This window comes from Escherichia sp. E10V10, from assembly GCF_004211985.1.
In the GTDB taxonomy this organism is placed as follows: domain Bacteria; phylum Pseudomonadota; class Gammaproteobacteria; order Enterobacterales; family Enterobacteriaceae; genus Escherichia.
On record NZ_RHJO01000005.1, the window covers coordinates 95,735 to 122,537 of the forward strand.

At 50.7% G+C, this 26,803-nt stretch carries 18 protein-coding genes and 1 pseudogene; 10 read left to right on the plus strand and 9 right to left on the minus strand.

Annotation, left to right across the window (positions count from 1 at the left end; genetic code table 11):
- Nucleotides 1-302 precede the first annotated feature (302 nt).
- Nucleotides 303-1,382 (plus strand): type I restriction endonuclease, encoded by a 1,080-nt coding sequence (locus D9736_RS11415; protein ID WP_205712923.1) that lies wholly within the window; start codon nt 303-305, stop codon nt 1,380-1,382.
- A 40-nt stretch (nt 1,383-1,422) separates the two neighbouring features.
- Here the strand turns inward: D9736_RS11415 and aldB are convergent, their stop codons facing one another.
- The 8 genes from aldB to D9736_RS11455 form a co-directional block, all read right to left on the minus strand.
- Nucleotides 1,423-2,961, minus strand: coding sequence for an aldehyde dehydrogenase AldB (gene aldB / locus D9736_RS11420; protein WP_000183976.1), 1,539 nt, complete (start codon nt 2,959-2,961; stop codon nt 1,423-1,425).
- Between the two features lie 107 nt (nt 2,962-3,068).
- The gene (locus tag D9736_RS11425; RefSeq protein ID WP_130258357.1) at nt 3,069-4,364 is read right to left on the minus strand and encodes a Fic family protein; all 1,296 of its coding nucleotides are present in this window, start codon (nt 4,362-4,364) and stop codon (nt 3,069-3,071) included.
- A gap of 119 nt (nt 4,365-4,483) precedes the next feature.
- On the minus strand, nt 4,484-5,635 hold the full coding sequence (gene yiaY / locus D9736_RS11430; RefSeq protein ID WP_130215216.1) for an L-threonine dehydrogenase: 1,152 nt from the start codon (nt 5,633-5,635) through the stop codon (nt 4,484-4,486).
- A gap of 189 nt (nt 5,636-5,824) precedes the next feature.
- The gene (gene selB / locus D9736_RS11435; RefSeq protein ID WP_130258358.1) at nt 5,825-7,669 is read right to left on the minus strand and encodes a selenocysteine-specific translation elongation factor; all 1,845 of its coding nucleotides are present in this window, start codon (nt 7,667-7,669) and stop codon (nt 5,825-5,827) included.
- The gene (gene selA, locus D9736_RS11440; protein ID WP_130206662.1) at nt 7,666-9,057 is read right to left on the minus strand and encodes an L-seryl-tRNA(Sec) selenium transferase; all 1,392 of its coding nucleotides are present in this window, start codon (nt 9,055-9,057) and stop codon (nt 7,666-7,668) included. The genes selB and selA overlap by 4 nt, the downstream gene beginning before the upstream one ends.
- A 97-nt stretch (nt 9,058-9,154) precedes the next feature.
- Nucleotides 9,155-9,763, minus strand: coding sequence for a glutathione S-transferase (locus D9736_RS11445; protein ID WP_130258359.1), 609 nt, complete (start codon nt 9,761-9,763; stop codon nt 9,155-9,157).
- A 70-nt stretch (nt 9,764-9,833) separates the two neighbouring features.
- Complete coding sequence (locus D9736_RS11450) at nt 9,834-10,970, minus strand: HlyD family secretion protein (RefSeq protein WP_000364939.1); 1,137 nt, start codon at nt 10,968-10,970, stop codon at nt 9,834-9,836.
- 2 nt (nt 10,971-10,972) lie between these two features.
- The gene (locus D9736_RS11455; protein ID WP_130215208.1) at nt 10,973-11,335 is read right to left on the minus strand and encodes a DUF3302 domain-containing protein; all 363 of its coding nucleotides are present in this window, start codon (nt 11,333-11,335) and stop codon (nt 10,973-10,975) included.
- Between the two features lie 535 nt (nt 11,336-11,870).
- On the opposite strand from D9736_RS11455, the gene mtlA reads away from it, so the two are divergent.
- The 3 genes from mtlA (at nt 11,871) to mtlR (ending at nt 15,882) form a co-directional block, all read left to right on the plus strand.
- Nucleotides 11,871-13,784 (plus strand): PTS mannitol transporter subunit IICBA, encoded by a 1,914-nt coding sequence (gene mtlA, locus D9736_RS11460; protein ID WP_130222400.1) that lies wholly within the window; start codon nt 11,871-11,873, stop codon nt 13,782-13,784.
- Nucleotides 13,785-14,149: 365 nt separating this feature from the next.
- The gene (gene mtlD / locus D9736_RS11465) at nt 14,150-15,295 is read left to right on the plus strand and encodes a mannitol-1-phosphate 5-dehydrogenase (protein ID WP_130206670.1); all 1,146 of its coding nucleotides are present in this window, start codon (nt 14,150-14,152) and stop codon (nt 15,293-15,295) included.
- Nucleotides 15,295-15,882: a mannitol operon repressor MtlR gene (mtlR, locus tag D9736_RS11470; RefSeq protein ID WP_130215204.1), complete on the plus strand. Its 588-nt coding sequence runs from the start codon at nt 15,295-15,297 to the stop codon at nt 15,880-15,882. The genes mtlD and mtlR overlap by 1 nt, the downstream gene beginning before the upstream one ends.
- Nucleotides 15,883-15,893: 11 nt before the next feature.
- Here mtlR and yibT read toward each other — a convergent pair whose 3' ends face one another.
- Nucleotides 15,894-16,106, minus strand: a complete 213-nt coding sequence (gene yibT / locus D9736_RS11475; protein ID WP_130222543.1) for a protein YibT — start codon at nt 16,104-16,106, stop codon at nt 15,894-15,896.
- A gap of 268 nt (nt 16,107-16,374) precedes the next feature.
- Here yibT and D9736_RS11480 point away from each other — a divergent pair, with 268 nt between their 5' ends.
- From D9736_RS11480 to lldD, 6 genes and pseudogenes are all read left to right on the plus strand, one after another.
- A complete protein-coding gene (locus D9736_RS11480; RefSeq protein ID WP_130258360.1) occupies nt 16,375-16,737 on the plus strand; it encodes a YibL family ribosome-associated protein in 363 nt (120 codons plus the stop codon).
- 538 nt (nt 16,738-17,275) lie between these two features.
- Nucleotides 17,276-17,959 carry a DUF3251 domain-containing protein gene (locus D9736_RS11485; protein ID WP_130215202.1) on the plus strand — a complete coding sequence of 228 codons (684 nt, stop codon included), beginning with the start codon at nt 17,276-17,278 and terminating at the stop codon, nt 17,957-17,959.
- A gap of 43 nt (nt 17,960-18,002) precedes the next feature.
- Nucleotides 18,003-22,619, plus strand: coding sequence for a YadA-like family protein (locus D9736_RS11490; RefSeq protein WP_130258361.1), 4,617 nt, complete (start codon nt 18,003-18,005; stop codon nt 22,617-22,619).
- A gap of 488 nt (nt 22,620-23,107) precedes the next feature.
- Nucleotides 23,108-24,763 (plus strand): L-lactate permease, encoded by a 1,656-nt coding sequence (gene lldP / locus D9736_RS11495; RefSeq protein WP_130215198.1) that lies wholly within the window; start codon nt 23,108-23,110, stop codon nt 24,761-24,763.
- Nucleotides 24,763-25,538, plus strand: a pseudogene (gene lldR, locus D9736_RS11500) (transcriptional regulator LldR). Before lldP ends, lldR begins: the two are co-directional and overlap by 1 nt.
- Nucleotides 25,535-26,725 (plus strand): quinone-dependent L-lactate dehydrogenase, encoded by a 1,191-nt coding sequence (gene lldD / locus D9736_RS11505; protein WP_130206682.1) that lies wholly within the window; start codon nt 25,535-25,537, stop codon nt 26,723-26,725. Before lldR ends, lldD begins: the two are co-directional and overlap by 4 nt.
- Nucleotides 26,726-26,803 lie beyond the last annotated feature (78 nt).

Genomic DNA, 26,803 nt, shown 5'->3' on the forward strand with positions numbered 1-26,803 from the left:
TAACTCATAGTATTAGGCGTTAAAAAACCTTGTATTAGATTATTCATGCGATATCGAAGCCAGTCTTGCTATAGCTCCAACTCGTATTCATAGAACGTTTAAAATAACCAATAAAAGAATAACAGACATTGTTTTATTTTCTTGATAATTATCAAGCTTGTTTCACCATTGTATTTACAATGTGCAAACATTATTTTTTGTGTGTTATACATTAAGTATGACCAATGATAACGCGTTAATATATAAATATTTTCTATATTTTTATAAAACGCATTTTTATTAAATATATAAAAGGAGTTATAATGTCTATGGAGTTTATAGATAAGCTGAATTCATTATCCGCAAAAATAAAACAACAAGCCGGGGTCATTGAAACTGAGGAGGCTACCAAAAATGCTTTCGTAATGCCGTTCATTAACAATGTGTTAGGTTATGATGTCTTTGATCCTACCGAAGTTATCCCAGAGTTTGTATGCGATATTGGAACGAAGAAAGGTGAAAAGATTGACTATGCGATCTTAAAAAGTGGTGAGGTTCAGATTCTCATTGAATGCAAAAAAATCGGCGATCCTCTAAATATAAATCACGCTTCACAGCTTTTTCGATACTTCCATGTAACAAATGCAAGAATATCTATTCTAACCAATGGACAAGTTTATAAATTTTTTACTGATTTAGAAGCGCCTAATAAAATGGATGAAAAACCATTTCTTGAGATAGATCTACTTGACTTAGATGAAACAGTTGTTCCCGAGATAAAGAAACTTACTAAATCAGCATTTGATTTGGAATCAATAATTAATGCTGCAGGTGAATTAAAATATGTTAGTTTAATTAAAAAAGTTCTCCATGCACAAATGAATAATCCTGAAGAGGATTTTGTAAAATTCTTTGCAGCAAGAATTTATGAAGGTATGTTAACACAAAAAGTAAAAGATACGTTTGCAAAATTAACAAAGAAAGCTGCCAATCAATATATTAACTCTCAAATAAACGAAAGATTGAAATCGGCAATAGGTGGTGGTTCATTATCTGTAATTGATTCGAATTCACACAATGAAGAAGTAGAATGTATTAATAAAGAAGAAACCGATATTGCTACTACTATGGAGGAGCTTGAAGGATTTCATATTGTTAAAGCTATAGTTCGCGTAGTGCTTGATGCACCACGAATAGTCCACAGAGATACAAAAAGCTATTTTGGTATACTTGTAGATAACAATAATCGAAAGCCACTCTGTAGATTACATTTCAATCGAAATCAAAAATATATTGGCCTATTTGACTTAGAGAAAAACGAAACCCGCCATCCTATTGAATCTCTCGATGATATTTATTCTTTCAGCGATGAGTTAAAAGCGACTGCCGCTTTATACAACTAAAACATAGGCAGGCAACAATTAATGTTGCCTGCCTAAAACATCAGAACAGCCCCAACGGTTTATCCGAGTAGCTCACCAGCAGACACTTGGTTTGCTGATAATGCTCCAGCATCATCTTATGGGTTTCGCGTCCGATGCCCGACTGTTTGTAGCCGCCAAACGCTGCGTGTGCCGGGTAGGCATGATAACAGTTGGTCCACACGCGTCCGGCCTGAATGCCGCGCCCCATCTTATAGGCCAGATTGCCGTTGCGACTCCAGACGCCTGCGCCCAGGCCATATTGCGTGTCGTTCGCCAGCTCCAGCGCCTCATCCATCGTTTTGAAGGTGGTTACCGCCAGCACCGGGCCAAATATTTCTTCCTGGAAAACACGCATATTGTTCTGACCAAACAGGATAGTCGGTTCAAGGTAGTAACCGTCTTTCAGCTCGCCTTCCAGCAACTTGCGCCGCCCGCCGGTAAGCACATCTGCGCCCTCTTTTTTACCGATATCAATGTAATTGAGGATGGTTTCCAGTTGCCCGTGAGATACCTGCGCGCCCATTTGCGTCACGCTGTCGAGCGGGTTACCGCTACGAATACTTTCAACACGGCGGATGGCGCGTTCCATGAAGCGTTCGTAGATAGACTCCTGCACTAAAGCACGGCTTGGGCAGGTACAGACTTCGCCCTGGTTAAAAGCAAACAATGCAAAGCCTTCCAGCGCCTTATCGAAAAAGGCATCTTCTTCATCCATCACGTCAGCAAAGAAGATATTTGGCGATTTGCCGCCCAGCTCCAGGGTTACTGGAATAATGTTTTGCGTGGCGTACTGCATAATCTGCTGACCCACTTCCGTTGAGCCAGTAAACGCCACTTTGGCGATGCGTTTCGAGGTCGCCAGATATTCGCCAATTTCGCCGCCCGCACCGTTGACCACGTTCACCACGCCCGGCGGCAGTAAATCACCGACGATTTCCATTAGCAGCAGTACAGAAAGCGGGGTAAGTCGTGCGGGTTTCAGCACCACGCAGTTGCCCGCCGCCAGCGCGGGAGCCATTTTCCAGCTCGCCATCAGCAGCGGGAAGTTCCACGGGATAATCTGCCCCACCACACCTAACGGTTCGTGGAAGTGATAAGCCACGGTTTCGCTATCAACTTCACTGATCCCGCCTTCCTGCGCCCGAATACACGAGGCGAAATAGCGGAAATGGTCAATCGCCAGCGGCACATCGGCAGCACTGGTTTCGCGAATGGGTTTGCCGTTATCCCAGGTTTCAGCCGTCGCTAACAGCTCGAGGTTCTGCTCCATCCGATCGGCAATCTTAAACAGAATCGCTGCGCGATCCTGCACCGAGGTATGCGCCCATTTATCTTTCACTTTATGCGCAGCATCCAGCGCCAGATCGATATCTCGTTTGCCCGAAGACGCCACTTCGCACAACAACTGCCCGGTTACCGGCGTCAGGTTCTGGTAATACTCGCCATCGGCGGGCGCGACCCACTCGCCGCCAATAAAGTTGTCATAGCGGGCTTTTAACTTGAGGGGGAAACCATACTCGCCGGGCTTAATCTGTGCTGAAGGGGGATTGTTGGTCATGATCGTCTCCTTGCGGTGTGAGGTATAACAAGGGTAGACGTGACTGGCGAAATCTTCGCCAGTCGGTAACAGCTTTACGACGGCTATCACGAATTTACTGGCAAGGACTACAGCGGGTAATGTGCGACGTACACTACTTGCTGGTCATTAATTTTCTTCTCTTGCGCAAATCCTTCTTTAACAATCGTCCGTAAATCAGTTCGCGCTGTATTATCAGAGACGCCCAGACTCGCGCTGGTTTCAGAAACTGTGTACTCTTTCCCCGGATTGGCGAGCATCACATTCAGAAGCGTCACCTGACGCGGATTCAGTCGCCTAAGCACACCAGAACTGAACAATAGGCGGTCAAGTTTTGCGCTTCGTTGCATAATTTCATCAATATGCTGCTGCCAGTTTTGCACAGCACGTTTAATGACACCCGCCTGATATTCAAGGAAATAAGTCAGATCCATACCATCTGATTCAGTGTACTGGTAGCTGGCGGCATATTTGACTGGTGCAACATGAAGCAAACGGCTGATGGAAATATATTTAAAGACATCGTAGCCCGATTTCAGCATATACCAGTAAAACAGCGCCCGACTGGTGCGCCCGTTGCCATCGCGAAACGGATGCTCATGGGCCAGCATAAAATGCAGAATGCAGGCGCGGACCAGCGGGTGAATATACCCTTCATGGCTGTTTAACCACTGGCAAACTTTTTCCAGTCGTTCCGGCAACAATGCCGCAGCGGGCAGTTGATGCACAATATTGCCGTCATAATCGGCGATCACGACATCATCTGTTTCACGAAATTCACCCGGACGATATTTCGCGTCATTTATTCCTCCCATACCAATAGCATGTAACTGACGTATAAGCGCAGGTGTAAGCTGTTCTGTCAGTAATTGCGGAATTTCCGCCATCAGCCGGGCATTTCCCGCAATCATATGCTCGTCTTCAGTGCGCGGCGCCCGCCCTGTTTCCAGCATTTTTCTCGCCACCAGCGTCGTGGTATTCGCACCTTCCAGTTGGGAACTGGTGATCGGCTCTTCCAGGCGTAACTGGCTTAACTCGGCGCCCGCCCCGCGTAACCGTTCAGTCTGATCTTTCAGCGCCAGCGCGGTGGCATGTTTGTCGACAAGCTCGCACGCTTCTGCAATCACTGGCGTAATGTTGAATCCGGCCTGCTCACCCGCTTCATTGCAATAATTGATTCGCTGGATCGCCGCGTTGCGCGCCAGTCGGGTAAGCGTCCACGCCACTTCAATGTTTTCCCCTTTTTTGATGCGGTACTGCAACTCATCAAAAGGCAGATAACGTCCTTTTTCATCGGTAACCCGGTTAAAGCGTAAGTGGGCCTGGAGTTCCTCACCCGATAAGTGTGATAAAGGAATCAGTCTGGGAGGTGATTTGATAGCCATTTGCTTATCTCAAAAAAGCGCAATATTGAGATAGTGTATAGCAGACTAAAGAAACTATCTCAAAAATCGCAAATTTTGAGATAGCGACTGACAACACGCCAGCCGCAGGAGAATGGGGATTACATTGCAGCGCGATAAATCGCCACAATTTCTTCTTCAGTTGCCTGAATCGGGTTAGTAAAGCCACAAGCGTCTTTCAGGGCATTGCTTGCCAGCTCCGGGAAATCTTCTTCTTTAACGTTCAGGTCACGCAGACCTGCCGGGATATCCACTTTCTTCGCCAGGTCGCGAATCGCGTTAATACAGGCTTCTGCCCCTTCAGCATCATTTTTACCTGTGACGTTAACGCCCATCGCCGCGGCGCAGTCACGCAAACGTGATGCAACAACTTTGCTGTTATATAACTGCACGTGCGGCAGCAGAATGGCATTACAAACGCCATGCGGCAGATCGTAAAAGCCACCTAACTGATGCGCCATCGCATGAACATAGCCCAGAGAAGCGTTATTGAATGCCATACCTGCGAGGAACTGGGCATAAGCCATTGCTTCACGCGCTTTAGCGTTGCTGCCATCTTCGACGGCTAACGGTAGATTTTCTGCAATCATGGTCATTGCTTTCAGCGCGCAGGCATCCGTAATTGGCGTTGCCACAATAGACACATACGCTTCGATGGCATGAGTGAGAGCATCCATCCCGGTAGCTGCGGTCAGTGACTTAGGCATACCGATCATCAGCGAGGAATCATTAACCGAAAGCAGCGGGGTAACGTGTTTATCCACAATCGCCATTTTGATATGTCGCACTTCGTCGGTGATGATGCAAAAACGGGTCATTTCAGATGCTGTACCCGCCGTGGTATTAATGGCAATCATCGGCAACTGTGGTTTTGCAGAGCGGTCTACGCCTTCATAATCACGGATATCCCCACCGTTAGCGGCTACCAGTGCAATACCTTTTGCGCAGTCGTGCGGAGAACCGCCGCCTAAGGAGATCACGCTGTCGCAGTTATTTTCCTTCAACATTTTCAAACCTTCTGCGACATTCTTCGTGGTCGGATTAGGTTGGGTACCCTCATAAATAATGCTAAAAATATTGCGGTCATATAAGGCTTTTTGTACCTCTCCCGCCATACCTAATTTCGCTAGCATACTGTCAGTAACAATTAATATACGGCGAAAACCATATTCCGCCATCATATTCAGCGCATCTTTTAAAGAATCTTCGCCAATGACATTAACAGAAGGAATAAAAAATGTAGAAGCTGCCATAACACACTCCAGAACGAGGATAAAAGGGCGGGCAGCTTACAGAGGATTTATATTTAAAAAGTTGATCGATATTATTCTTTTTAGAATCGTATATTAAAAAAAGCACATTAGACTCATGTTCTAATGCGCTTTTTCAAAATTTATAAGACTTTTAAAGTAATTCGTATTTAATATGAATTAATCATTATCTTATTTATGCGGAAATAATAATGCGTCACGCAATAAATGATCATTTCCCCGACGACGCGTAAAACCAATGCGGTCAAAATATTCCAGAATTTGAATTGCCAGTTTTCGACCAACACCTAAGCGATCGCGGAAATCTGCCGCACAGGTCGAGCCACACTCCTGATCGAGATCGCGGATCATGTTGGCAAACTCGACAATCCGATCGTTACGGTAATAACGATCTTTAACGATCGCCGTAATTATCCCCTGCTGCGCCGCCTGGCGTAGTGTCAGGCGCATTGCCTGTTCGTCAGTTCCCGTCTCTTTTGCCAGATCACGCACCCACCACGGCTCGTTGCCAAACAGCGGTTCCACTTTTTGCCAGATTGCTTGCTGCTCTTCGCTAAATCCTGCTTTGTGGTCCGGCAGATGCAGCCAACCATGATGGCTGTGAATGTCGCCGCTTTCGCGCATCTTTTCAATCAGCAACAGCACCAGTGCTTCATCTTCCATCGGCAACGCCATGCGCCGCAGACGCTCGCGTCCTGGACCAGGTTCATCGCGATGTTGCTCATGATAAGTTGCTAATGTGTCGAGAATTTTACGTTGCCAGCGGGCGGCAACTGGAGCGTTCAACAAACTGTAACCCGCCTGAATATAGCCCGGCTGTTGCAGTAATTCGCGCATCCCTTCACCATTGAGCTGACGCGCCCAGGCGAAATCGGCAAGGTTAACCGCACCGCGCTCCAGATGAACGGTCAGTGCGTCGGCATCGCTTTGTGTGCGTGCCAGTGACGCCAGCCATTGCAGATATTCCGGCTTACGTTTACCCCGACGCGGCGGGTTAAGCATCACCACGCGCGCCCCCGCCAACGTGTTGCGGGCAGAGATATCGCGCAGCACCAGGCGATCGTTATCCGCCAGCCACAGCGGCGTGTCGAACACCAGTTCGGCAAGGTTATCTTCCAGCAGCGAAACGCGTCCCGTAACGTGGCTGGCGGCGTGGTGAATATGCAGCGGCTGCCACTGGGTCAGCGGCGTATGGGTTTGTAACTCGACAATCACTCGTGTGAACGGCTCTGGCGGCACATCGGCAAGCAGCCAGTCGCCACGGTTAATCTGTTCTTTTTCCGCATCACCAGCGATGTTAAGCGCGATACGCTGCCCGGCATGGGCGGTTTCAGTTGGCTGGTTTTGCGCATGCAGCGCACGCACGCGCATCGGTTTATTTACACCCGTCAGCCATAGTGAATCGCCTACCTTCACTTCCCCGCTTAACGCCGTACCGGTGACTACTAGCCCGGCACCTTTTACGGTAAATGCGCGGTCGATAGCGAGTCGGAAACTATGTTGGCTGGCGTGTTCGCGTTCTGGCAACTGAAGCAGATGTTCGCGCAGGGCATCAATTCCCCGTCCTTCGGTCGCTGCGGTGATAAACAGTTTTGCCTCAGCAAAACCGTATTCCCGCAGCACCTCCTTTACCTGGCGTTCAACCTCATCAACACGCGCTTCGTCCACGCGATCGGCTTTAGTCAGGGCCACTGTCAGCATCGGGTTACCGGTAAGCTGCAAAATCGCCAGATGCTCACGGGTCTGTGCCATCACGCCGTCATCGCACGCCACCACCAGCAACGCGTGATCGATACCTCCGACGCCCGCCAGCATATTAGAAAGAAACTTTTCATGGCCGGGAACGTCGATAAAACCAGGCACGCGTCCATCTGGCTGCGGCCAGTAGGCATAGCCGAGATCGATGGTCATCCCACGCTTCTTTTCTTCCGGCAGACGGTCGGCATTTACGCCCGTAATCGCCTGTAATAACGTCGTTTTGCCGTGGTCAACGTGTCCGGCAGTCGCAATAATCATTTCAACAACATCTCCAAAAACCGTTGCTCATCTTCGAGGCAGCGTAGGTCCAGCCACAGACGCCCGTCGTAAATGCGCCCAATCACCGGAATCGGCAATTCACGCCAGCGAGCAGCTAATGACTCAAGGTGGCTACCGCGTCCGTCATGAGGCGTAAACGTCAATGCCGCGCTCGGCAGACGATCCACCGGCAGCGAACCACTGCCAATCTGCGAAAGGCATGGCATAACCTGTACCGCAAACTCCGCGCCATAGTGAGCGGCAAGGGGTGCCTGTAAACGTTGTGCCTGGATTTGAATGACCTCTGCGCTGCGAGTAAGCAGACGCAGGGTCGGTAATTTTTCACTCAATGCTTCAGGGTGTAAATAAAGACGCAACGTGGCTTCCAGCGCCGCGAGAGTCATTTTATCTGCACGTAATGCACGCTTCAGTGGATGGCTTTGCAGGCGGGCGATCATCTCTTTTTTACCAACGATAATCCCTGCCTGCGGCCCGCCTAACAGCTTGTCGCCGGAGAAGCTCACCAGACTGACGCCCGCCGCAATCAACTCCTGCGGCATCGGCTCTTTTGGCAAACCATACTGACTGAGATCCACCAGCGAACCACTGCCTAAATCAGTCACCACGGGAACATCCAGTTCTTTGCCGAGCGCCACCAGTTCCGCTTCGTCTATCGCTTTGGTGAAGCCTTGAATGCTGTAATTACTGGTATGCACCTTCATCAGCAGCGCGGTATTTTCATTCACTGCCTGACGATAATCATTCGCGTGCGTGCGGTTGGTGGTCCCCACTTCGTGTAGGGTGCAGCCCGCCTGGCGCATGACGTCAGGAATACGAAACGCGCCGCCAATCTCCACCAGTTCGCCGCGAGAAACCACCACTTCTTTACCACTGGCAGTTGCTGCCAACATCAATAACACCGCCGCCGCATTATTATTGACGATACAGGCATCTTCTGCGCCGGTGATGCGACATAACAACTGCGCCAGCGCACGATCGCGATGCCCGCGTCCGGCGTCATCCAGATCATATTCCAGCGTCACCGGCAAACGCATAACTTGCGTAACAGCCTCAACCGCCGCTTCCGCCTGCAATGCCCGCCCAAGGTTCGTATGCAGCACGGTTCCCGTCAGGTTGATCACCGGACGCAGCGCGCTCTGCGCCTCTTTCGCCAGACGAGCATCAACCTCTTGCGCCCAGTTTTCACACCATGCAGGCAGCGACTGGCTGTCACGAATCATTTCCCGCGCTTCGTCGAGCATTTGACGTAGCAACTCCACGACACGGGTATGACCATAAGTATCACGCAAAGAAAGGAAAGAGCTATCACGCAATAAGCGATCGATAGCTGGAAGTTGACTATAGAGGGAACGCGTTTCGGTTGTCATAGGAAACCAGGCTCATCAAGGCCCTCTCGCACGGAGAAGGGCGTTTAACATAACCACGGATTGTAACGTGAGATGGGTCAGGAGGACATATCGCGCATCAAGCCTTTGGCGGTTCGGTGCGAGCGAAGCTTTCGCGGCTAAAGAGATTCTCGACCAGTTTGACTAAGTGTGGGCGGTCCACACACCAGCCCGGCGCAACGCGGCGGAAATTGAGATACCCGACGGCACAGGCAATGGCGATAGTCGCCAGATTGACTGTATCAGTTTTGAGCGTGCCATCGACCAGATATCCTTCCAGCACATCCAGGCTGCGGTTGATTTTCTCCCGCTGGCGTAACAATTCATCTTCAGACTGCTGCGCCGCCGGACGCGCCTGTTCACGCACCGACACTAGCCCGGCATCCATAATGCCGTCGGCCAGCGCCTCAATTTTGCGCACTCGCAACGACTCCAGCGGATCGCGCGGCAACATCGCCGGAGCGACATTCATTAATTCAATATATTCAGCGATGATCGGCGAATCAAACCAACATTCGCCCTCTTCGGTCACCAGCACCGGCACTTTCCCTAACGGGTTAAATTGCGCCACGCCATTGTCCACGCTATAGGGCAGTTCATTAATAAATTCGAAAGTTATGCCCTTTTCTAACAACAGAATAGAAAGTTTGCGTACAAACGGGCTGGTGTAGCTACCGACGAGTTTCATGCCGAGTCCTTTGTGCGAGGAAAAATATCAGTATGGCCCAGGCTCACGCAAAACACAGGTGATATAAGTCTCAATGATCCAAATAAAGATAATGCATCCAACTGGTCATTCTTAGCAGTACCTTCCGCATCACCGAAACATGGCTGAAATGGTCGGAGTAAACTGCCACCTGGGCGTAGATGCCGTCGGGTAAGGCATCGATATCATCGTTAGGGTCCAGTTCAATGGTTCCCAGCACACCGTCCGTGCCGGGCACGACCGTTAATGATTGCAGTACCCCCTGCGCCTGATACGAACCGCCTGGCACGACAGGTAAAATACTGGTCAGTTTGCCGTGGAACACCTGCCCAGGTAGCGCGTTAAACACTACTTCCGCATCATCGCCGGGTTTCAGACGTAACAGCGAGTTTTGCCGAAATTGGGCGACAATTTGCCGTTTTTGCTCGGGGATGAAAACCATCACCGGACGCAACGGCAAGGCAGCTGCGTATGTACCTGGGCGGATCAGTACCTGAGTAACGTAGCCATTGCTTGGCGCGCGAATGACGGTCTGCTCAAGGTTATATTTTGCTTCAGTAAGTTGCGCTCTTAAGCTCACAATCTGCGATTGCTCGCCGTTGACCATACTGTCGAGCTGGCTCTGGATCTGCGCCTGCTCCGCCACCGAGCCTTTCACTAACGCATCCTGCGCGAGAAAATTCTGCCGCGCATCGTCGATATCACGTTCCGAGAACGGATTCACTGCCGCCTGGCTGCCTTTCAGGTAGCGTTGATAATTTTTAAACAGCCGATCGCGCTCCGCTGAAACCTGAGTGGTGTTAGCCTGCGCCTCAGTGAGCTGCGCCCGCAGCGTTTTGATGTTATGCGTCGCCGTCATCAGATCAGCCTGAAGTCTGTCTACTCGCGCCTGGTAACGTACCGGATCGAGCTTAAAAAGCACCTCGCCCTTCTGAATAAGCTGATTATTTTTATCGGTGACTTCAGTCACGATCCCCGTCACCTGTGGCGTGATAGGGATAGCTATCACCGCCTTTTGCGCCGTAAAAGTGTAGGGATGGTTATAATTCATCAATAAAATCAAACCACTCACCAAAAACACACCGCCGAGCGCCGCCGTCGCCAGCGTCCACTGATTCACCGGAATGCGGAAGATTTTAAAGACCGCCCACGCCAGCGCCACGTAAGTTAAGACAATCAACAGATCCATGATTAGATCTCCGGAAACGTGGAGTAGTCAGGTTTTTTCTCGGCGGCGAGTTGATGTTCCAGCCGGGAGATACGGTCAGAAAGCGCAGCGATGTCCGGGTCAGGCGCCCTCTCTTGCGGCGTAGTATGCGACTGCATGCCCCAGCCGCGCTCTGGCTGGTAGAGCGTCGCCCAGATCCACAGGAACGGCCAGATAACGTGCAGAGTAAACAGGCTCACCCAGCCCGCCGTATGAATAGCATCGGCATGGGGATGGTTGCGCTTTTTGGCAATCAGATAAGGGATGTCATGTATCGCGATGATTCCATAAAAAATCACCAGAAAGACGAAGATCAGCACTCCCAACGCGAAGTAGTTTAGAAACATAGCTGCCTCGAATTCACGCTTATCAGAGTTGTTATGGGCTGGCAGCCAGATACGCGTCGGGCTGATTATTTGACAATAATCCGGGTTTGCGATTCTCGCCATCACACCGAAGAATAATTTTAAGAAGCGATGAGTTGCTTAGTTACATAACGATTTTATGACTAAGGCATAACATGCTGTAGATCACATCAGGTGAACGCCGTGAGAAAATATCTTGTGATTTAGATCACAAAGATTCAACAAACCGTCAAAACAAAAATGTGACGTTACTCACATTTAAATGCCATTTTTAGCGAAAATCGCCGTCTTGTTGCTTTTTTACACAAGCGTTTTGTGATGAACATCACGTCAATTACCTCCCTACCCCCTATATTTATGTGACCAACATCACACAAAAGGCCACCAACTGGACAGTTAACCGATTCAGTGCCAGATTTCGCAGTATCTACAAGGTCCGGCTACCTCTGCCGCCACATTAACAAAAAACCTCGGGCTTCCAGCCTGCGCGACAGCAAACATAAGAAGGGGTGTTTTTATGTCATCCGATATTAAGATCAAAGTGCAAAGCTTTGGTCGTTTCCTCAGCAACATGGTGATGCCGAATATCGGCGCGTTTATCGCGTGGGGTATCATCACCGCGTTATTTATTCCAACAGGGTGGTTACCGAACGAAACGCTGGCGAAGCTGGTCGGGCCGATGATCACCTATCTCCTGCCGCTGCTGATCGGTTATACCGGTGGTAAGCTGGTAGGCGGCGAACGTGGCGGCGTAGTCGGTGCCATCACCACCATGGGCGTTATCGTCGGCGCAGATATGCCGATGTTCCTCGGTTCTATGATTGCAGGTCCGCTGGGTGGCTGGTGCATTAAGCATTTCGACCGCTGGGTAGACGGTAAAATCAAATCCGGTTTTGAGATGCTGGTGAACAACTTCTCTGCCGGTATCATGGGGATGATCCTCGCTATTCTGGCATTCATGGGGATTGGTCCGCTGGTTGAAGCCCTGTCCAAAATGCTGGCTGCGGGCGTTAACTTCATGGTTGTCCATGACATGCTGCCGCTGGCGTCCATCTTTGTTGAGCCAGCGAAAATCCTGTTCCTCAACAACGCCATTAACCACGGTATCTTCTCGCCGCTGGGTATTCAGCAGTCCCATGAACTGGGCAAATCCATCTTCTTCCTGATTGAAGCTAACCCGGGTCCGGGTATGGGCGTGCTGCTGGCGTACATGTTCTTTGGTCGTGGTAGCGCTAAACAGTCTGCGGGCGGTGCGGCAATCATCCACTTCCTGGGTGGTATCCACGAAATTTACTTCCCGTATGTGTTGATGAATCCGCGTCTGATTCTGGCCGTTATCCTCGGCGGTATGACTGGCGTGTTCACGCTGACTATTCTGGGCGGTGGTCTGGTTTCTCCGGCATCTCCGGGTTCTATCCTCGCGGTACTGGCGATGACGCCAAAAGGTGCTTACTTCGCTAACATCGCGGGTGTGTGTGCGGCGATGGCAGTGTCCTTCGTTGTCTCTGCTATTTTGCTGAAAACCAGCAAAGTAAAAGAAGAAGATGATATTGAAGCTGCAGCACGTCGCGTTCAGGAAATGAAAGCTGAGTCTAAAGGCGCGTCTCCGCTCTCTGCTGGCGATGTGACTAACGACCTGAGCCACGTACGTAAAATCATCGTTGCCTGTGACGCCGGTATGGGTTCCAGTGCGATGGGCGCAGGTGTGCTGCGTAAGAAAATTCAGGATGCAGGTCTGTCGCAGATTTCTGTTACCAACAGCGCGATCAACAACCTGCCGCCGGATGTGGACCTGGTCATCACTCACCGTGATCTGACCGAACGCGCTATGCGCCAGGTTCCGCAGGCACAGCATATTTCGCTGACTAACTTCCTCGATAGCGGCCTGTACACCAGCCTGACTGAACGTCTGGTTGCTGCCCAGCGTCATACTGAAAACGAAGAGAAAGTAAAAGACAGCCTGAAAGACAGCTTTGACGATTCCAGCGCCAACCTGTTTAAGCTCGGTGCAGAGAACATCTTCCTCGGTCGCAAAGCGGCAACCAAAGAAGAAGCGATTCGTTTTGCTGGCGAGCAGCTGGTGAAAGGCGGTTATGTTGAGCCGGAATACGTACAGGCGATGCTGGACCGTGAAAAACTGACCCCGACTTATCTGGGTGAGTCTATCGCCGTGCCGCACGGTACGGTTGAAGCGAAAGATCGCGTGCTGAAAACGGGCGTGGTGTTCTGCCAGTACCCGGAAGGCGTGCGCTTCGGTGAAGAAGAAGATGACATTGCCCGTCTGGTGATTGGTATTGCAGCCCGTAACAACGAGCACATTCAGGTTATCACCAGCCTGACCAACGCACTGGATGATGAGTCCGTCATTGAGCGTCTGGCACACACCACCAGCGTGGATGAAGTGCTGGAACTGCTGGCAGGTCGTAAGTAATCCAATCCCACCCTCTCCGCATGGAGAAGGTGGGGCTGATTGCTTGATGCGCTTCGCTTATCAGGCCTACAAAACAAAGCGCAGTTTGTTGAATTTGCACATTCTTGTAGGCCGGATAAGGCGTTTACGCCGCATCCGGCGCTGCCCCCTCTCCGCATGGAGAAGGTGGGGCTGATTGGCTGATGCGCTTCGCTTATCAGGCCTACAAAACAAAGCGCAGTTTGTTGAATTTGCACGTTCTTGTAGGCCGGATAAGGCGTTTACGCCGCATCCGGCGCTGCCCCTCTCCTCACGGAGAGGGTTTGGGTGAGGGAAATGCCTCACCCCAGCCCTCTCGGGTAAAAACATTGATGAAGGTTAATACTATGAAAGCATTACATTTTGGCGCAGGTAATATCGGTCGTGGCTTTATCGGTAAACTGCTGGCAGACGCGGGTATCCAACTGACGTTTGCCGATGTAAATCAGGTGGTGCTTGATGCCCTGAATGCCCGTCATAGCTATCAGGTTCATGTGGTCGGCGAAACCGAGCAGGTGGATACCGTTTCCGGTGTAAATGCCGTCAGCAGCATTGGTGATGATGTCGTTGATCTGATTGCTCAGGTTGATTTAGTCACTACCGCCGTTGGCCCGGTCGTGCTGGAACGTATAGCTCCTGCCATCGCTAAAGGGCTGGTGAAACGTAAAGAACAAGGTAATGAATCCCCGCTGAACATCATCGCCTGTGAAAACATGGTACGCGGCACCACGCAGCTGAAAGGCCATGTGATGAACGCCCTGCCGGAAGACGCCAAAGCGTGGGTAGAAGAGCATGTTGGCTTTGTCGATTCAGCCGTTGACCGCATCGTACCGCCTTCCGCTTCTGCAACTAACGATCCGCTGGAAGTCACGGTAGAAACCTTCAGCGAATGGATTGTCGATAAAACCCAGTTCAAAGGCACACTGCCGAACATCCCAGGTATGGAATTAACAGACAACCTGATGGCATTTGTCGAACGTAAACTCTTCACCCTGAACACCGGTCATGCTATAACCGCGTACCTCGGAAAACTGGCGGGCCATCAGACCATTCGTGATGCGATTCTCGACGAGAAAATCCGTGCAGTGGTAAAAGGTGCGATGGAAGAAAGCGGCGCTGTGCTGATCAAGCGCTATGGCTTTGATGCTGACAAACATGCAGCGTACATCCAGAAAATCCTCGGTCGTTTTGAAAATCCGTATCTGAAGGATGATGTGGAGCGTGTAGGGCGTCAGCCACTGCGCAAACTGAGCGCTGGCGATCGTCTGGTAAAACCGCTGTTGGGTACGCTGGAGTACGGTTTGCCGCACAAAAACCTGATTGAAGGTATCGCCGCTGCAATGCACTTCCGTAGTGAAGATGATCCGCAGGCGCAGGAACTGGCGGCGCTGATTACCGAGAAAGGCCCGCAGGAAGCGCTGGCGCAAATTTCCGGGCTTGATGCTAACAGCGAGGTAGTCGCCGAAGCAGTCACGGCTTATAACGCAAAATAATGGTAGACCAGGCGCAGAAAACCCTGCGCCTGAACAACAGATTGTCAGATATGCAGGCAACAATGGAACAAACCCAGGCCTTTGAAAACCGTGTGCTTGAGCGTCTGAATGCTGGCAAAACCGTGCGAAGCTTTTTGATCACCGCCGTTGATCTCCTGACCGAGGCGGTGAATCTTCTGGTGCTTCAGGTATTCCGCAAAGACGATTACGCGGTGAAGTATGCTGTAGAACCGTTACTCGACGGCGATGGTCCGCTGGGCGACCTTTCCGTGCGCTTAAAGCTGATTTATGGGCTTGGCGTGATTAGCCGCAACGAATATGAAGATGCGGAACTCTTGATGGCGCTACGTGAAGAGCTGAATCACGACGGTAACGAGTACGCCTTTACCGATGATGAAATTATTGGGCCATTTGGCGAGCTGCACTGCGTGGCGGCGATCCCTCCGCCGCCACAATTTGAACCAACGGATTCCAGTTTGTACGCGATGCAAGTTCAGCGTTACCAACAAGCTGTGCGATCAACAATGGTCCTTTCACTGACAGAGCTGATTTCCAAAATCAGCTTAAAAAAAGCCTTTCAAAAGTAAGCAATGCTCGCTTACTGCTGCCCCTCTACCTGCTTCGGCTGATAAAGTCGGCGATAATATTCCAGACGCTGGAGATATAACGGCACGCTTTCCTCAGGTATATCGGACGGAATCGCGTTACGCGGGGGAAGTTTATTCAGATACTCCCGAAACGCCTGGCTTGATGCCATGAAATCTACGGCTTTATCGATAAAAAGCGGAACGTTTTCGCCTATTTTGCCCATCATAATATCTCCGTATTACCCCGCGCCGGGAATGCGCGGCCGCCAATTTTAGTTTAGATCCCGATCTGAATGACATTAAGGAAAACGTGCGAAATCCACAACGCCCTCCCCTAACAACTCAATATATTTTTGTTAATCAATAGATTACTTAATTTCTGAACACAAAGTTTGTTGCCCAACAAAACTATTACAACACCATCAGTTGTGAACAAAGCACCCCGTCGCGCATACTAGGGGCTATAAATTTATCTTTATCAGAAGCCATCACATGAAAGAAGTCGAAAAAAACGAAATCAAACGTCTCAGCGATCGCCTGGACGCCATCCGCCACCAGCAGGCTGACCTGTCACTGGTTGAAGCCGCAGACAAATATGCCGAGCTGGAAAAAGAGAAAACCACGCTGGAAGCTGAAATTGCGCGTCTGCGCGAAGTTCATAGCCAGAAACTCAGTAAAGAAGCACAGAAGCTGATGAGGATGCCGTTCCAGCGCGCGATTACCAAAAAAGAACAAGCTGATATGGGCAAGCTGAAGAAGAGTGTTCGCGGACTGGTGGTTGTGCACCCAATGACCGCACTGGGCCGTGAAATGGGCCTGGAAGAGATGACAGGGTTCTCAAAGACGGCGTTTTAAGTTCCCTTCAGCGCCATGTAACCACTGTTCCCACATTTCTACAGGCTCTTGCTGGCATATGCAGGAGCCTGTTTCAAATACCAAACATTCTTACCATTGCATGTTCCATGTTGCCCGATTGCTTGCATAAGCGTCGCAAGTCAAATTCTGAAAATATGTTGCGTAATAAAAGCGCTATATATAAATATTAAATATGATTATTCATGTATCAATGCTTAATTATTTATATTTCTCAACAAGAATCACATTTATTTTCCCAAAACATCCACCATACAAATATTAACGTCTTACCCTCCTCACTTTTACTCCGTTAACCATTTGACATTAATTGACACCGATCATTAAAATTCGCACGATTTACTCATTATCATCGACAAACCTAAACAATTTGACATTTAATAACACATTCTCAATGCCCATTAACTCAAAAATTCTCTCATATATTTTTATTGTGAATGTAAAACATTAAATCATTCATATAAAAAATAATTATATCGTAGTCATCAACGCATCAGGATTATGAAAAGGAATTCATCCTATGAGCATAAAAAAAGCACTATTAAGCATGTTAACAATATCATCACTCTGCGCATTAACGGGGTGTGACTATATTGAAAAAGTAAACTCAATCGACCAGTTTGCCAAACAGCAAGCGTTGCAACAAAGTCAAATAGACGCGCTAAAAAAGCAGCAAGAACAATATAAAAGTAAAATTGAACTTTTTGAAAAACAACAAAATAGCATCATAACCAGTACCCAAACGCTTGCCAGCGTCGTGAAATCAGTCAAGGACAAGCAGGATGAGTTTATCTTCACTGAATTTAACCCAGCACAAACACAATACTTCATTTTAAATAACGGCTCAGTCGGTTTAGCAGGACGCATATTGTCTATTGATGCCGTGGAAAATGGCAGCATCATTCGTATTTCACTGGTCAACTTATTAAGCGTTCCCGTATCTAATATTGGTTTTCATGCCACGTGGGGAAATGAAAAACCTGCTGATACTAAAAACTTAGCCAAATGGCAACAATTGCTTTTCAGCACCTCAATGAACTCCTCACTGAAATTATTACCAGGTCAATGGCAAGACATTAACCTGACGCTGAAAGGCGTATCACCCAATAATCTGAAATACCTGAAACTCGTCATCAATATGGCAAATCTTCAGTTCGACGACCTTCACTCTGCTGCATCTCAGCAGCGAAAAAGCAAAAAATAAATGCAGCTTCTGCGCTTATATCAAGGAATAGAGAGCATCAATAATGAACAAAATATTTAAAGTTATCTGGAATCCGGCAACGGGCAGTTACAGCGTTGCCAGCGAAACGGCAAAAAGCCGTGGCAAGAAATCCGGGCGCAGTAAGCTGTTAATTTCTGCTGTGGTTGCGGGTGGGTTGTTGTCGCCATTTGCATATGCAGATAATGCAACTGGTACTCCTGTTGTACCAACAGGTCATAATAGTGGTAATGGATGGGTGGCTATCGGGGAAGGCTCAACAGCAAGCCAGCACACAGGTCTCGACGGTGCATCGACTGCTATAGGGAATCTTGCCAGCGCTTTGGGTAAATATAGTACGTCAATAGGTGCCAGAAGTTCTGCTGACGGCGATGCGTCAACAGCGTTGGGGGTGAAGGCGAATGCCAGTGGCGACAGAAGTACAGCTATAGGGGCGTCGGCCAAAGCAAGTGGCGGCCACTCTATGGCAGTAGGGGTCACAGCAAAAGCATTCGGAGATGAGTCATTGGCATTTGGTCATGGCAGCGTAGCCGGTGTGGCCGCCGATCTCGCCAACAATGAATCCGGTAAGCATTATGCGGCGGCATTCGGCACTAACAGCACCGCGACAGGCGAAAAAAGCCTTGCATTAGGTTACAAAAGTTCCAGTTCTGCACAATATAGTGTCGCCATAGGTGCAGACGCCAGTGCAGAAGGCGTTGATGCGATTGCCGCAGGTCGTGAGAGTGAAGCTAAAGGCACAGACAGCCTGGCATTAGGCAGACTATCACTTGCCAGTGCAGCGAACGCTATTGCAATTGGTGCAGACAGCGAAGCTGGTGAAAATGCGACGGCGGTTGGCTTTAACGCGGATGCGACAGGGAAATCCAGCCTGGCGCTGGGAGACAATGCCAGTGCTGGAGAAACCAACTCCATCGCTATAGGTCAAAACAGCAGAGCAACCAAAGTTGGTTCAATTGCACTGGGCAGTGGCAGCACTTCAGCGGGTGAGAACGCCATTGCACTGGGCAACGACAGTAACGCGGGGGGCAAAAGCAGCCTTGCTTTCGGTGTTGGCGCCAGCGCAAATGGTGATAACGCAGTCGCCATTGGTGCAAATTCCATAGCTGATGCAGACAATACTGTATCTGTAGGTAGCCTCGGTTCAGAGCGCAAAATAGTCAATATGGGTAAAGGTGACATCAATAAAGACAGCACCGATGCCATTAACGGATCACAACTTTATGCCATCAGTAAGTCTGTTTCTGACAGACTCGGAGGATTTCATGCTGATCCTAATAATGTTATAAACTCTGACGGGACGCTTAAAGCCCCCACATATTATCTACAAAGCGGCCAGTACAATAACGTGGGAGAGGCTCTCCAGGGCATCGATAATAACACGTTACACTGGGACGAAAAAAACAAGAAATACAGCGCCAGCCATACCACCTTTAATACCGATGGCTCAAAGAAAAACTCCCTGGCACAAAGCGTCATTACTGACGTCGCTGATGGTCTGATTAGTGAAGACAGCTTTGAGGCCGTGAACGGCTCGCAGTTGTATGACCTGAAGCAAGACTCTCTGCTCTGGGATTCCAATGCTGGCGCATTCAGTGCGGCTCATGGTGATCCAAGTACGGTCAGCAAAATTACCAACCTCGATGCTGGAACGATATCCTCAACCAGCACCGACGCCATTAATGGTACACAACTCCAAAGCACTGCGAAAACCATTACGTCCTATTTGGGCGGCGGCGCAACAATGAGTGATACGGGTGTATTTGCTGCACCAACCTATAACATTGGTGGTCAGGACTACCACAACGTTGGCGGCGCTCTGGAGGCGCTTGAGGACGATGCTCTGTTCTGGGATGCAACCGCTAAATCCAATGCTGGCGCATTCAGTGCAGGACATGGAAAAGACAACTCTCCGAGCATTATTACCAACGTCGCTGATGGTGTGATTGATGGTAATAGTTCTGATGCCGTGAACGGCTCTCAGTTGTATGACCTGAAGCAAGACTCTCTGCTCTGGGATTCCAATGCTGGCGCATTCAGTGCAGGACATGGAAAAGACAACTCTCCGAGCATTATTACCAACGTCGCTAATGGAGCAGTATCATCAACCAGCACTGACGCGGTTAACGGTTCACAACTGAATACCACCAATAACAACGTCAGCGCCCTGACCAGCACTGTCGAAGGTATCGACGGCACAGTGGATAGCCACACCCTGAGCATTGATGCACTTGAAGACGACGCGCTGCAGTGGGATAGTTCTTCCTTCAGCGCCAAACACGGCCCTAACGGTACTGACAGCAAAATCACCAACTTACTGGCAGGTACCGTATCTTCCACCAGCACCGATGCCATTAATGGCTCACAACTTTATAGTTTAGCTGATTCCTTTACGACCTATCTTGGCGGTGGTGCCGATATCAGCGATACGGGCGAATTAACCGGACCAACCTACACTATTGGTGGTAAGGCCTACACTAACGTCGGTGCTGCACTGGAAGCCATTAACACGTCATTTAGCGCTTCGCTCGGTGATGCTCTGCTCTGGGATACTACCGCCAATAAATTCAGCGCCAAACACGGTGGCACCGCCAGCGTCATTACTGACGTCGCAGATGGTGTAGTTTCTAATAACAGCAGCGATGCCATTAACGGTTCGCAACTCTACGACACCAATAAGTACATTGCTGATGCCCTGGGGGGTAACGCAAAAGTTAACGCTGACGGTTCTATCGCTGCGCCAACTTATACAATCGCGGGTGGAAGTTACAACAACGTCGGTGAAGCTCTGGATGCGCTCGATGATAATGCCCTGCTGTGGGATGACGCTGCGGGTGCCTACAGCGCCAACCATAAAGGCAACGCCAGCAAAATCACCAATGTGGCTGATGGTCTGATTGAAGCGGGTAGCACCGACGCCGTCAACGGTTCCCAACTGAATGCCGCTAACCTGCTGATCGAGCAGAATAGCCAAATCATCAATCAGCTTGCCGGAAACACCGACACGACGTACATCGCAGAGAATGGTGCAGGTATTAACTATGTGCGTACCAACGACGACGGCTTAGCGTTCAACGACGCCAGCGCGCAGGGTGTTGGCGCTACAGCAGTGGGTTATAACGCTGTTGCCTCTCATGCCAGCAGCGTAGCCATCGGTCAGGACAGCCGCAGCGAAGTTGACACGGGTATCGCCCTGGGTAGCAGCTCTGTTTCCAAACGTGTGATTGTTAAAGGTTCACGTAACACCAGCGTAACGGAAAATGGCGTTGTTATTGGTTATGACACCACTGACGGTGAACTGCTTGGCGCGCTGTCGATTGGTGATGACGGTAAATATCGTCAAATCATCAACGTAGCCGATGGTTCCGAAGCCCATGACGCCGTTACGGTTCGCCAGTTGCAGAATGCCATTGGTGCAGTCGCTACCACGCCGACCAAATACTTCCACGCTAACTCAACGGCTGAAGATTCACTGGCAGTCGGTGAAGAGTCGCTGGCAATGGGTGCGAAAACTATCGTTAATGGTAATGCGGGTATTGGTATTGGCCTGAACACTCTGGTTCTGGCAGATGCGATCAACGGTATTGCTATCGGCAGTAACGCACGCGCAAACCATGCAAACAGTATTGCAATGGGTAATGGTTCTCAGACTACCCGTGGCGCGCAGACTGGCTACACCGGTTACAACATGGATGCACCGCAGAACTCTGTGGGCGAATTCTCTGTGGGCAGTGAAGACGGTCAACGTCAGATTACCAACGTCGCAGCAGGTTCAGCGGATACCGATGCTGTCAACGTTGGGCAGCTGAAAGTCACCGACGAGCGTGTGGCGCAAAACACCCAGAGCATTACTAACCTGAATACCCAGGTCACGAATCTGGATACACGCGTCACCAATATCGAAAACGGTATTGGCGATATCGTGACTACCGGTAGCACCAAATACTTCAAGACCAACACGACAGGTGTTGATGCCAACGCGCAGGGTCAAGATAGTGTCGCGATTGGTTCCGGTTCCATTGCTGCCGCTGATAACAGCGTCGCACTGGGTACGGGTTCCGTGGCAAATGAAGAAAATACGATCTCTGTCGGTTCTTCCACTAATCAACGCCGTATTACTAACGTTGCCGCAGGTAAAAACGCGACTGACGCGGTTAACGTTGCGCAGTTGAAGTCTTCTGAAGCGGGTGGCGTGCGCTACGACACCAAATCTGACGGTTCTGTTGACTACAGCAGCATTACCCTCGGTGGTGGCAGTGGCGGTACGACTCGTATCAGCAACGTTTCCGCTGGCGTGAACAACAACGACGCGGTGAACTACGCGCAGTTGAAACAAAGCGTGCAGGAAACGAAGCAATACACCGATCAGCGCATGGTTGAGATGGATAACAAACTGTCCAAAACCGAAAGCAAGCTGAGTGGTGGTATCGCTTCCGCAATGGCGATGACCGGTCTGCCGCAGGCTTACACGCCGGGTGCCAGCATGGCCTCTATTGGTGGCGGTACTTACAACGGTGAATCAGCTGTTGCTTTAGGTGTGTCGATGGTGAGCGCCAATGGTCGTTGGGTCTACAAATTACAAGGTAGTACCAATAGCCAGGGTGAATACTCCGCCGCACTCGGTGCCGGTATCCAGTGGTAATCATCCATTAACGAATGGGTAAACGCCAAATTGCCTGATGCGTTACGCGCATCAGGCCTACAGGAGGATGCTGCACATTCCTGTAGGCCGGATAAGGCGTTCACGCCGCATCCGGCAACAGTGCCGACTGCCTGATGCGACGCTTGCGCGTCTTATCAGGCCTACAAATTCTCGCGCCATCCGTAGGCCGGATAAGCGCTCCGGGTCAACAATCTAAGGGCAATTCTCTGATGAGGATTGCCCTTTTCTTTACCAGACATCTCCCCCCACAAAAATTGGCCCTACCAATTCTTCGCTTATCTGACCTCTGGTTCACAGTTCCCCAATTAAAACTCACATAACCGTTGCCAATTAATAACATTTGGTTAACCATTCATTGTCATTATCCCTACACTACAAAATTGGCAGTGCCACTTTTACACAACGTGTGACAAGGAGATGAGCAACAGACTCATTACACGATGTGCGTGGACTCCAGGAGACCTGCAATGAATCTCTGGCAACAAAACTATGATCCCGCCGGGAATATCTGGCTTTCCAGCCTGATAGCATCGCTTCCCATCCTGTTTTTCTTCTTTGCGCTGATTAAGCTCAAACTGAAAGGATACGTCGCCGCCACCTGGACGGTTGCCATCGCCCTGGCCGTGGCTTTGCTGTTCTATAAAATGCCGGTCGCCAACGCGCTGGCCTCGGTGGTTTATGGCTTCTTCTACGGTTTGTGGCCAATCGCGTGGATCATTATTGCGGCGGTGTTCGTCTATAAGATCTCGGTGAAAACCGGACAGTTTGACATTATCCGCTCGTCGATTCTTTCGATAACCCCAGACCAGCGTCTGCAAATGCTGATCGTCGGTTTCTGTTTCGGCGCATTTCTCGAAGGGGCTGCGGGCTTCGGCGCACCGGTGGCGATCACCGCCGCATTGCTGGTCGGCCTGGGCTTTAAACCTCTGTACGCCGCCGGACTGTGCCTGATTGTTAACACCGCGCCAGTGGCATTTGGTGCGATGGGTATTCCAATTCTGGTTGCCGGACAGGTAACAGGCATCGACAGCTTTGAGATCGGCCAGATGGTGGGTCGTCAGCTACCGTTTATGACCATTATCGTCCTGTTCTGGATCATGGCGATTATGGACGGCTGGCGCGGTATTAAAGAGACGTGGCCTGCGGTCGTGGTTGCAGGTGGTTCGTTTGCCATCGCACAGTATCTCAGCTCCAACTTCATTGGGCCGGAACTGCCGGACATTATCTCTTCGCTGGTATCGCTGCTCTGCCTGACACTCTTCCTCAAACGCTGGCAACCGGTACGCGTTTTCCGCTTCGGCGATCTGGGTGCATCGCAGGTTGATATGACGCTGGCTCACACAGGTTACACGGCGGGTCAGGTGCTGCGTGCCTGGACACCGTTCCTGTTCCTGACCGCCACCGTAACACTTTGGAGTATCCCGCCATTTAAAGCACTGTTCGCTTCGGGCGGCGCGCTGTATGAATGGGTGATCAACATTCCGGTGCCGTATCTCGACAAACTGGTTGCCCGTATGCCGCCGGTGGTCAGCGAGGCTACAGCCTACGCCGCCGTGTTTAAGTTTGACTGGTTCTCTGCCACCGGTACCGCCATTCTGTTTGCTGCGCTGCTCTCGGTTGTCTGGCTGAAGATGAAACCGTCTGACGCTCTCAGCACCTTCGGCAGCACGCTGAAAGAACTGGCGCTGCCCATCTACTCCATCGGTATGGTGCTGGCATTCGCCTTTATTTCGAACTATTCCGGGCTGTCGTCAACACTGGCGCTGGCACTGGCGCACACCGGTCATGCATTCACCTTCTTCTCGCCATTCCTCGGCTGGCTGGGGGTATTCCTGACCGGGTCGGATACGTCATCTAACGCTCTGTTTGCCGCTCTGCAAGCCACGGCCGCACAACAAATTGGCGTCTCTGACCTGTTGCTGGTTGCCGCCAATACCACCGGCGGTGTTACCGGGAAGATGATCTCCCCGCAATCCATCGCTATCGCCTGTGCGGCGGTAGGCCTGGTTGGCAAAGAGTCAGACCTGTTCCGCTTTACCGTCAAACACAGCCTGATATTCACCTGTATGGTGGGCGTGATCACCACGCTTCAGGCTTACGTCTTAACGTGGATGATTCCTTAATGATTGCTACACCCAGACGCCTGTCAGACGAAGTTGCCTCCCGTGTGCGGGCGCTGATTGATGAAAAACAGCTGGAGGCGGGCATGAAGTTGCCCGCTGAACGCCAACTGGCGATGCAACTCGGCGTGTCGCGTAATTCACTGCGCGAAGCGCTGGCAAAACTGGTGAGCGAAGGCGTACTTCTTAGTCGTCGCGGTGGTGGCACATTTGTGCGCTGGCGTCATGACGCGTGGTCGGAGCAAAACATCGTCCAGCCGCTAAAAACGCTGATGGCCGATGATCCGGATTACAGTTTCGATATTCTGGAAGCCCGCTACGCCATTGAAGCCAGCACCGCATGGCATGCAGCGATGCGCGCCACGCCAGGTGACAAAGAGAAAATTCAGCTTTGCTTTGAGGCAACGCTCAGCGAAGACCCGGACCTCGCTTCGCAAGCGGACGTTCGTTTTCATCTGGCGATTGCCGAAGCCTCGCATAACATCGTGCTGCTACAAACCATGCGTGGTTTCTTTGATGTTCTGCAATCCTCGGTGAGCAAAGCCGTCAACGGATGTATCTCGTGCCGCCCGTTTTTTCACAACTGACCGAGCAGCATCAGGCGGTCATTGACGCCATTTTTACCGGGGATGCCGACGGTGCGCGTAAAGCGATGATGGCGCATCTCAGTTTTGTCCACAGCACCATGAAAAGATTCGATGAAGATCAGGCGCGCCGTGCACGTATTACCCGCCTGCCCGGTGAGCATAATGAGCATTCGAGGGAGAAAAACGCATGATTATTTCTGCAGCCAGCGATTATCGCGCCGCAGCACAACGCATTCTGCCGCCGTTCCTGTTCCACTATATGGATGGCGGCGCATATTCTGAATATACCCTGCGTCGTAACATGGAAGATTTATCAGAAGTGGCGCTGCGCCAGCGTATTCTGAAAAACATGTCCGACTTAAGTCTGGAAACGACGCTGTTTAATGAGAAATTGTCGATGCCGGTAGCGCTGGCTCCAGTGGGCTTGTGCGGCATGTATGCGCGACGCGGCGAAGTTCAGGCCGCAAAAGCGGCGGATGCGCATGGCATTCCGTTTACCCTCTCGACGGTTTCCGTTTGCCCGATTGAGGAAGTCGCACCCGCCATCAAGCGCCCAATGTGGTTCCAGCTTTACGTACTGCGCGATCGCGGTTTTATGCGTAACGCACTGGAACGAGCAAAAGCCGCGGGGTGTTCGACGCTGGTTTTCACCGTGGATATGCCAACGCCGGGCGCACGCTACCGTGATGCGCATTCGGGTATGAGCGGCCCGAACGCCGCAATGCGCCGCTACCTGCAGGCGGTGACTCACCCACAATGGGCGTGGGATGTGGGCCTGAATGGTCGTCCGCATGATTTAGGTAATATCTCGGCTTACCTTGGCAAACCGACCGGGCTGGAAGATTACATCGGCTGGCTGGGGAATAACTTCGATCCGTCCATCTCATGGAAAGACCTTGAGTGGATCCGCGATTTCTGGGATGGCCCGATGGTGATCAAAGGGATCCTCGACCCAGAAGATGCGCGTGATGCGGTACGTTTTGGCGCTGACGGGATTGTGGTTTCTAACCACGGCGGTCGTCAGTTAGATGGCGTGCTCTCTTCTGCCCGCGCACTGCCTGCTATTGCGGATGCGGTGAAAGGTGATATCGCCATTCTGGCAGATAGCGGCATTCGTAACGGGCTTGATGTCGTGCGTATGATTGCGCTCGGTGCCGACACCGTACTGCTGGGTCGTGCTTTCCTGTATGCGCTGGCAACAGCGGGCCAGGCGGGCGTGGCTAACCTACTGAATCTGATTGAGAAAGAGATGAAAGTGGCAATGACGCTGACGGGCGCGAAATCGATCAGCGAAATTACGCAAGATTCGTTGGTGCAGGGGCTGGGTAAAGAGTTGCCTGCGGCGCTGGCTCCGATGGCGAAAGGGAATGCGGCATAGTCGTTTGAGCCCCCTCGCCCCTCTGGGGAGAGGGCCGGGGTGAGGGGAAAAGGCCGCACGGCTCACCAATTTTCTGCT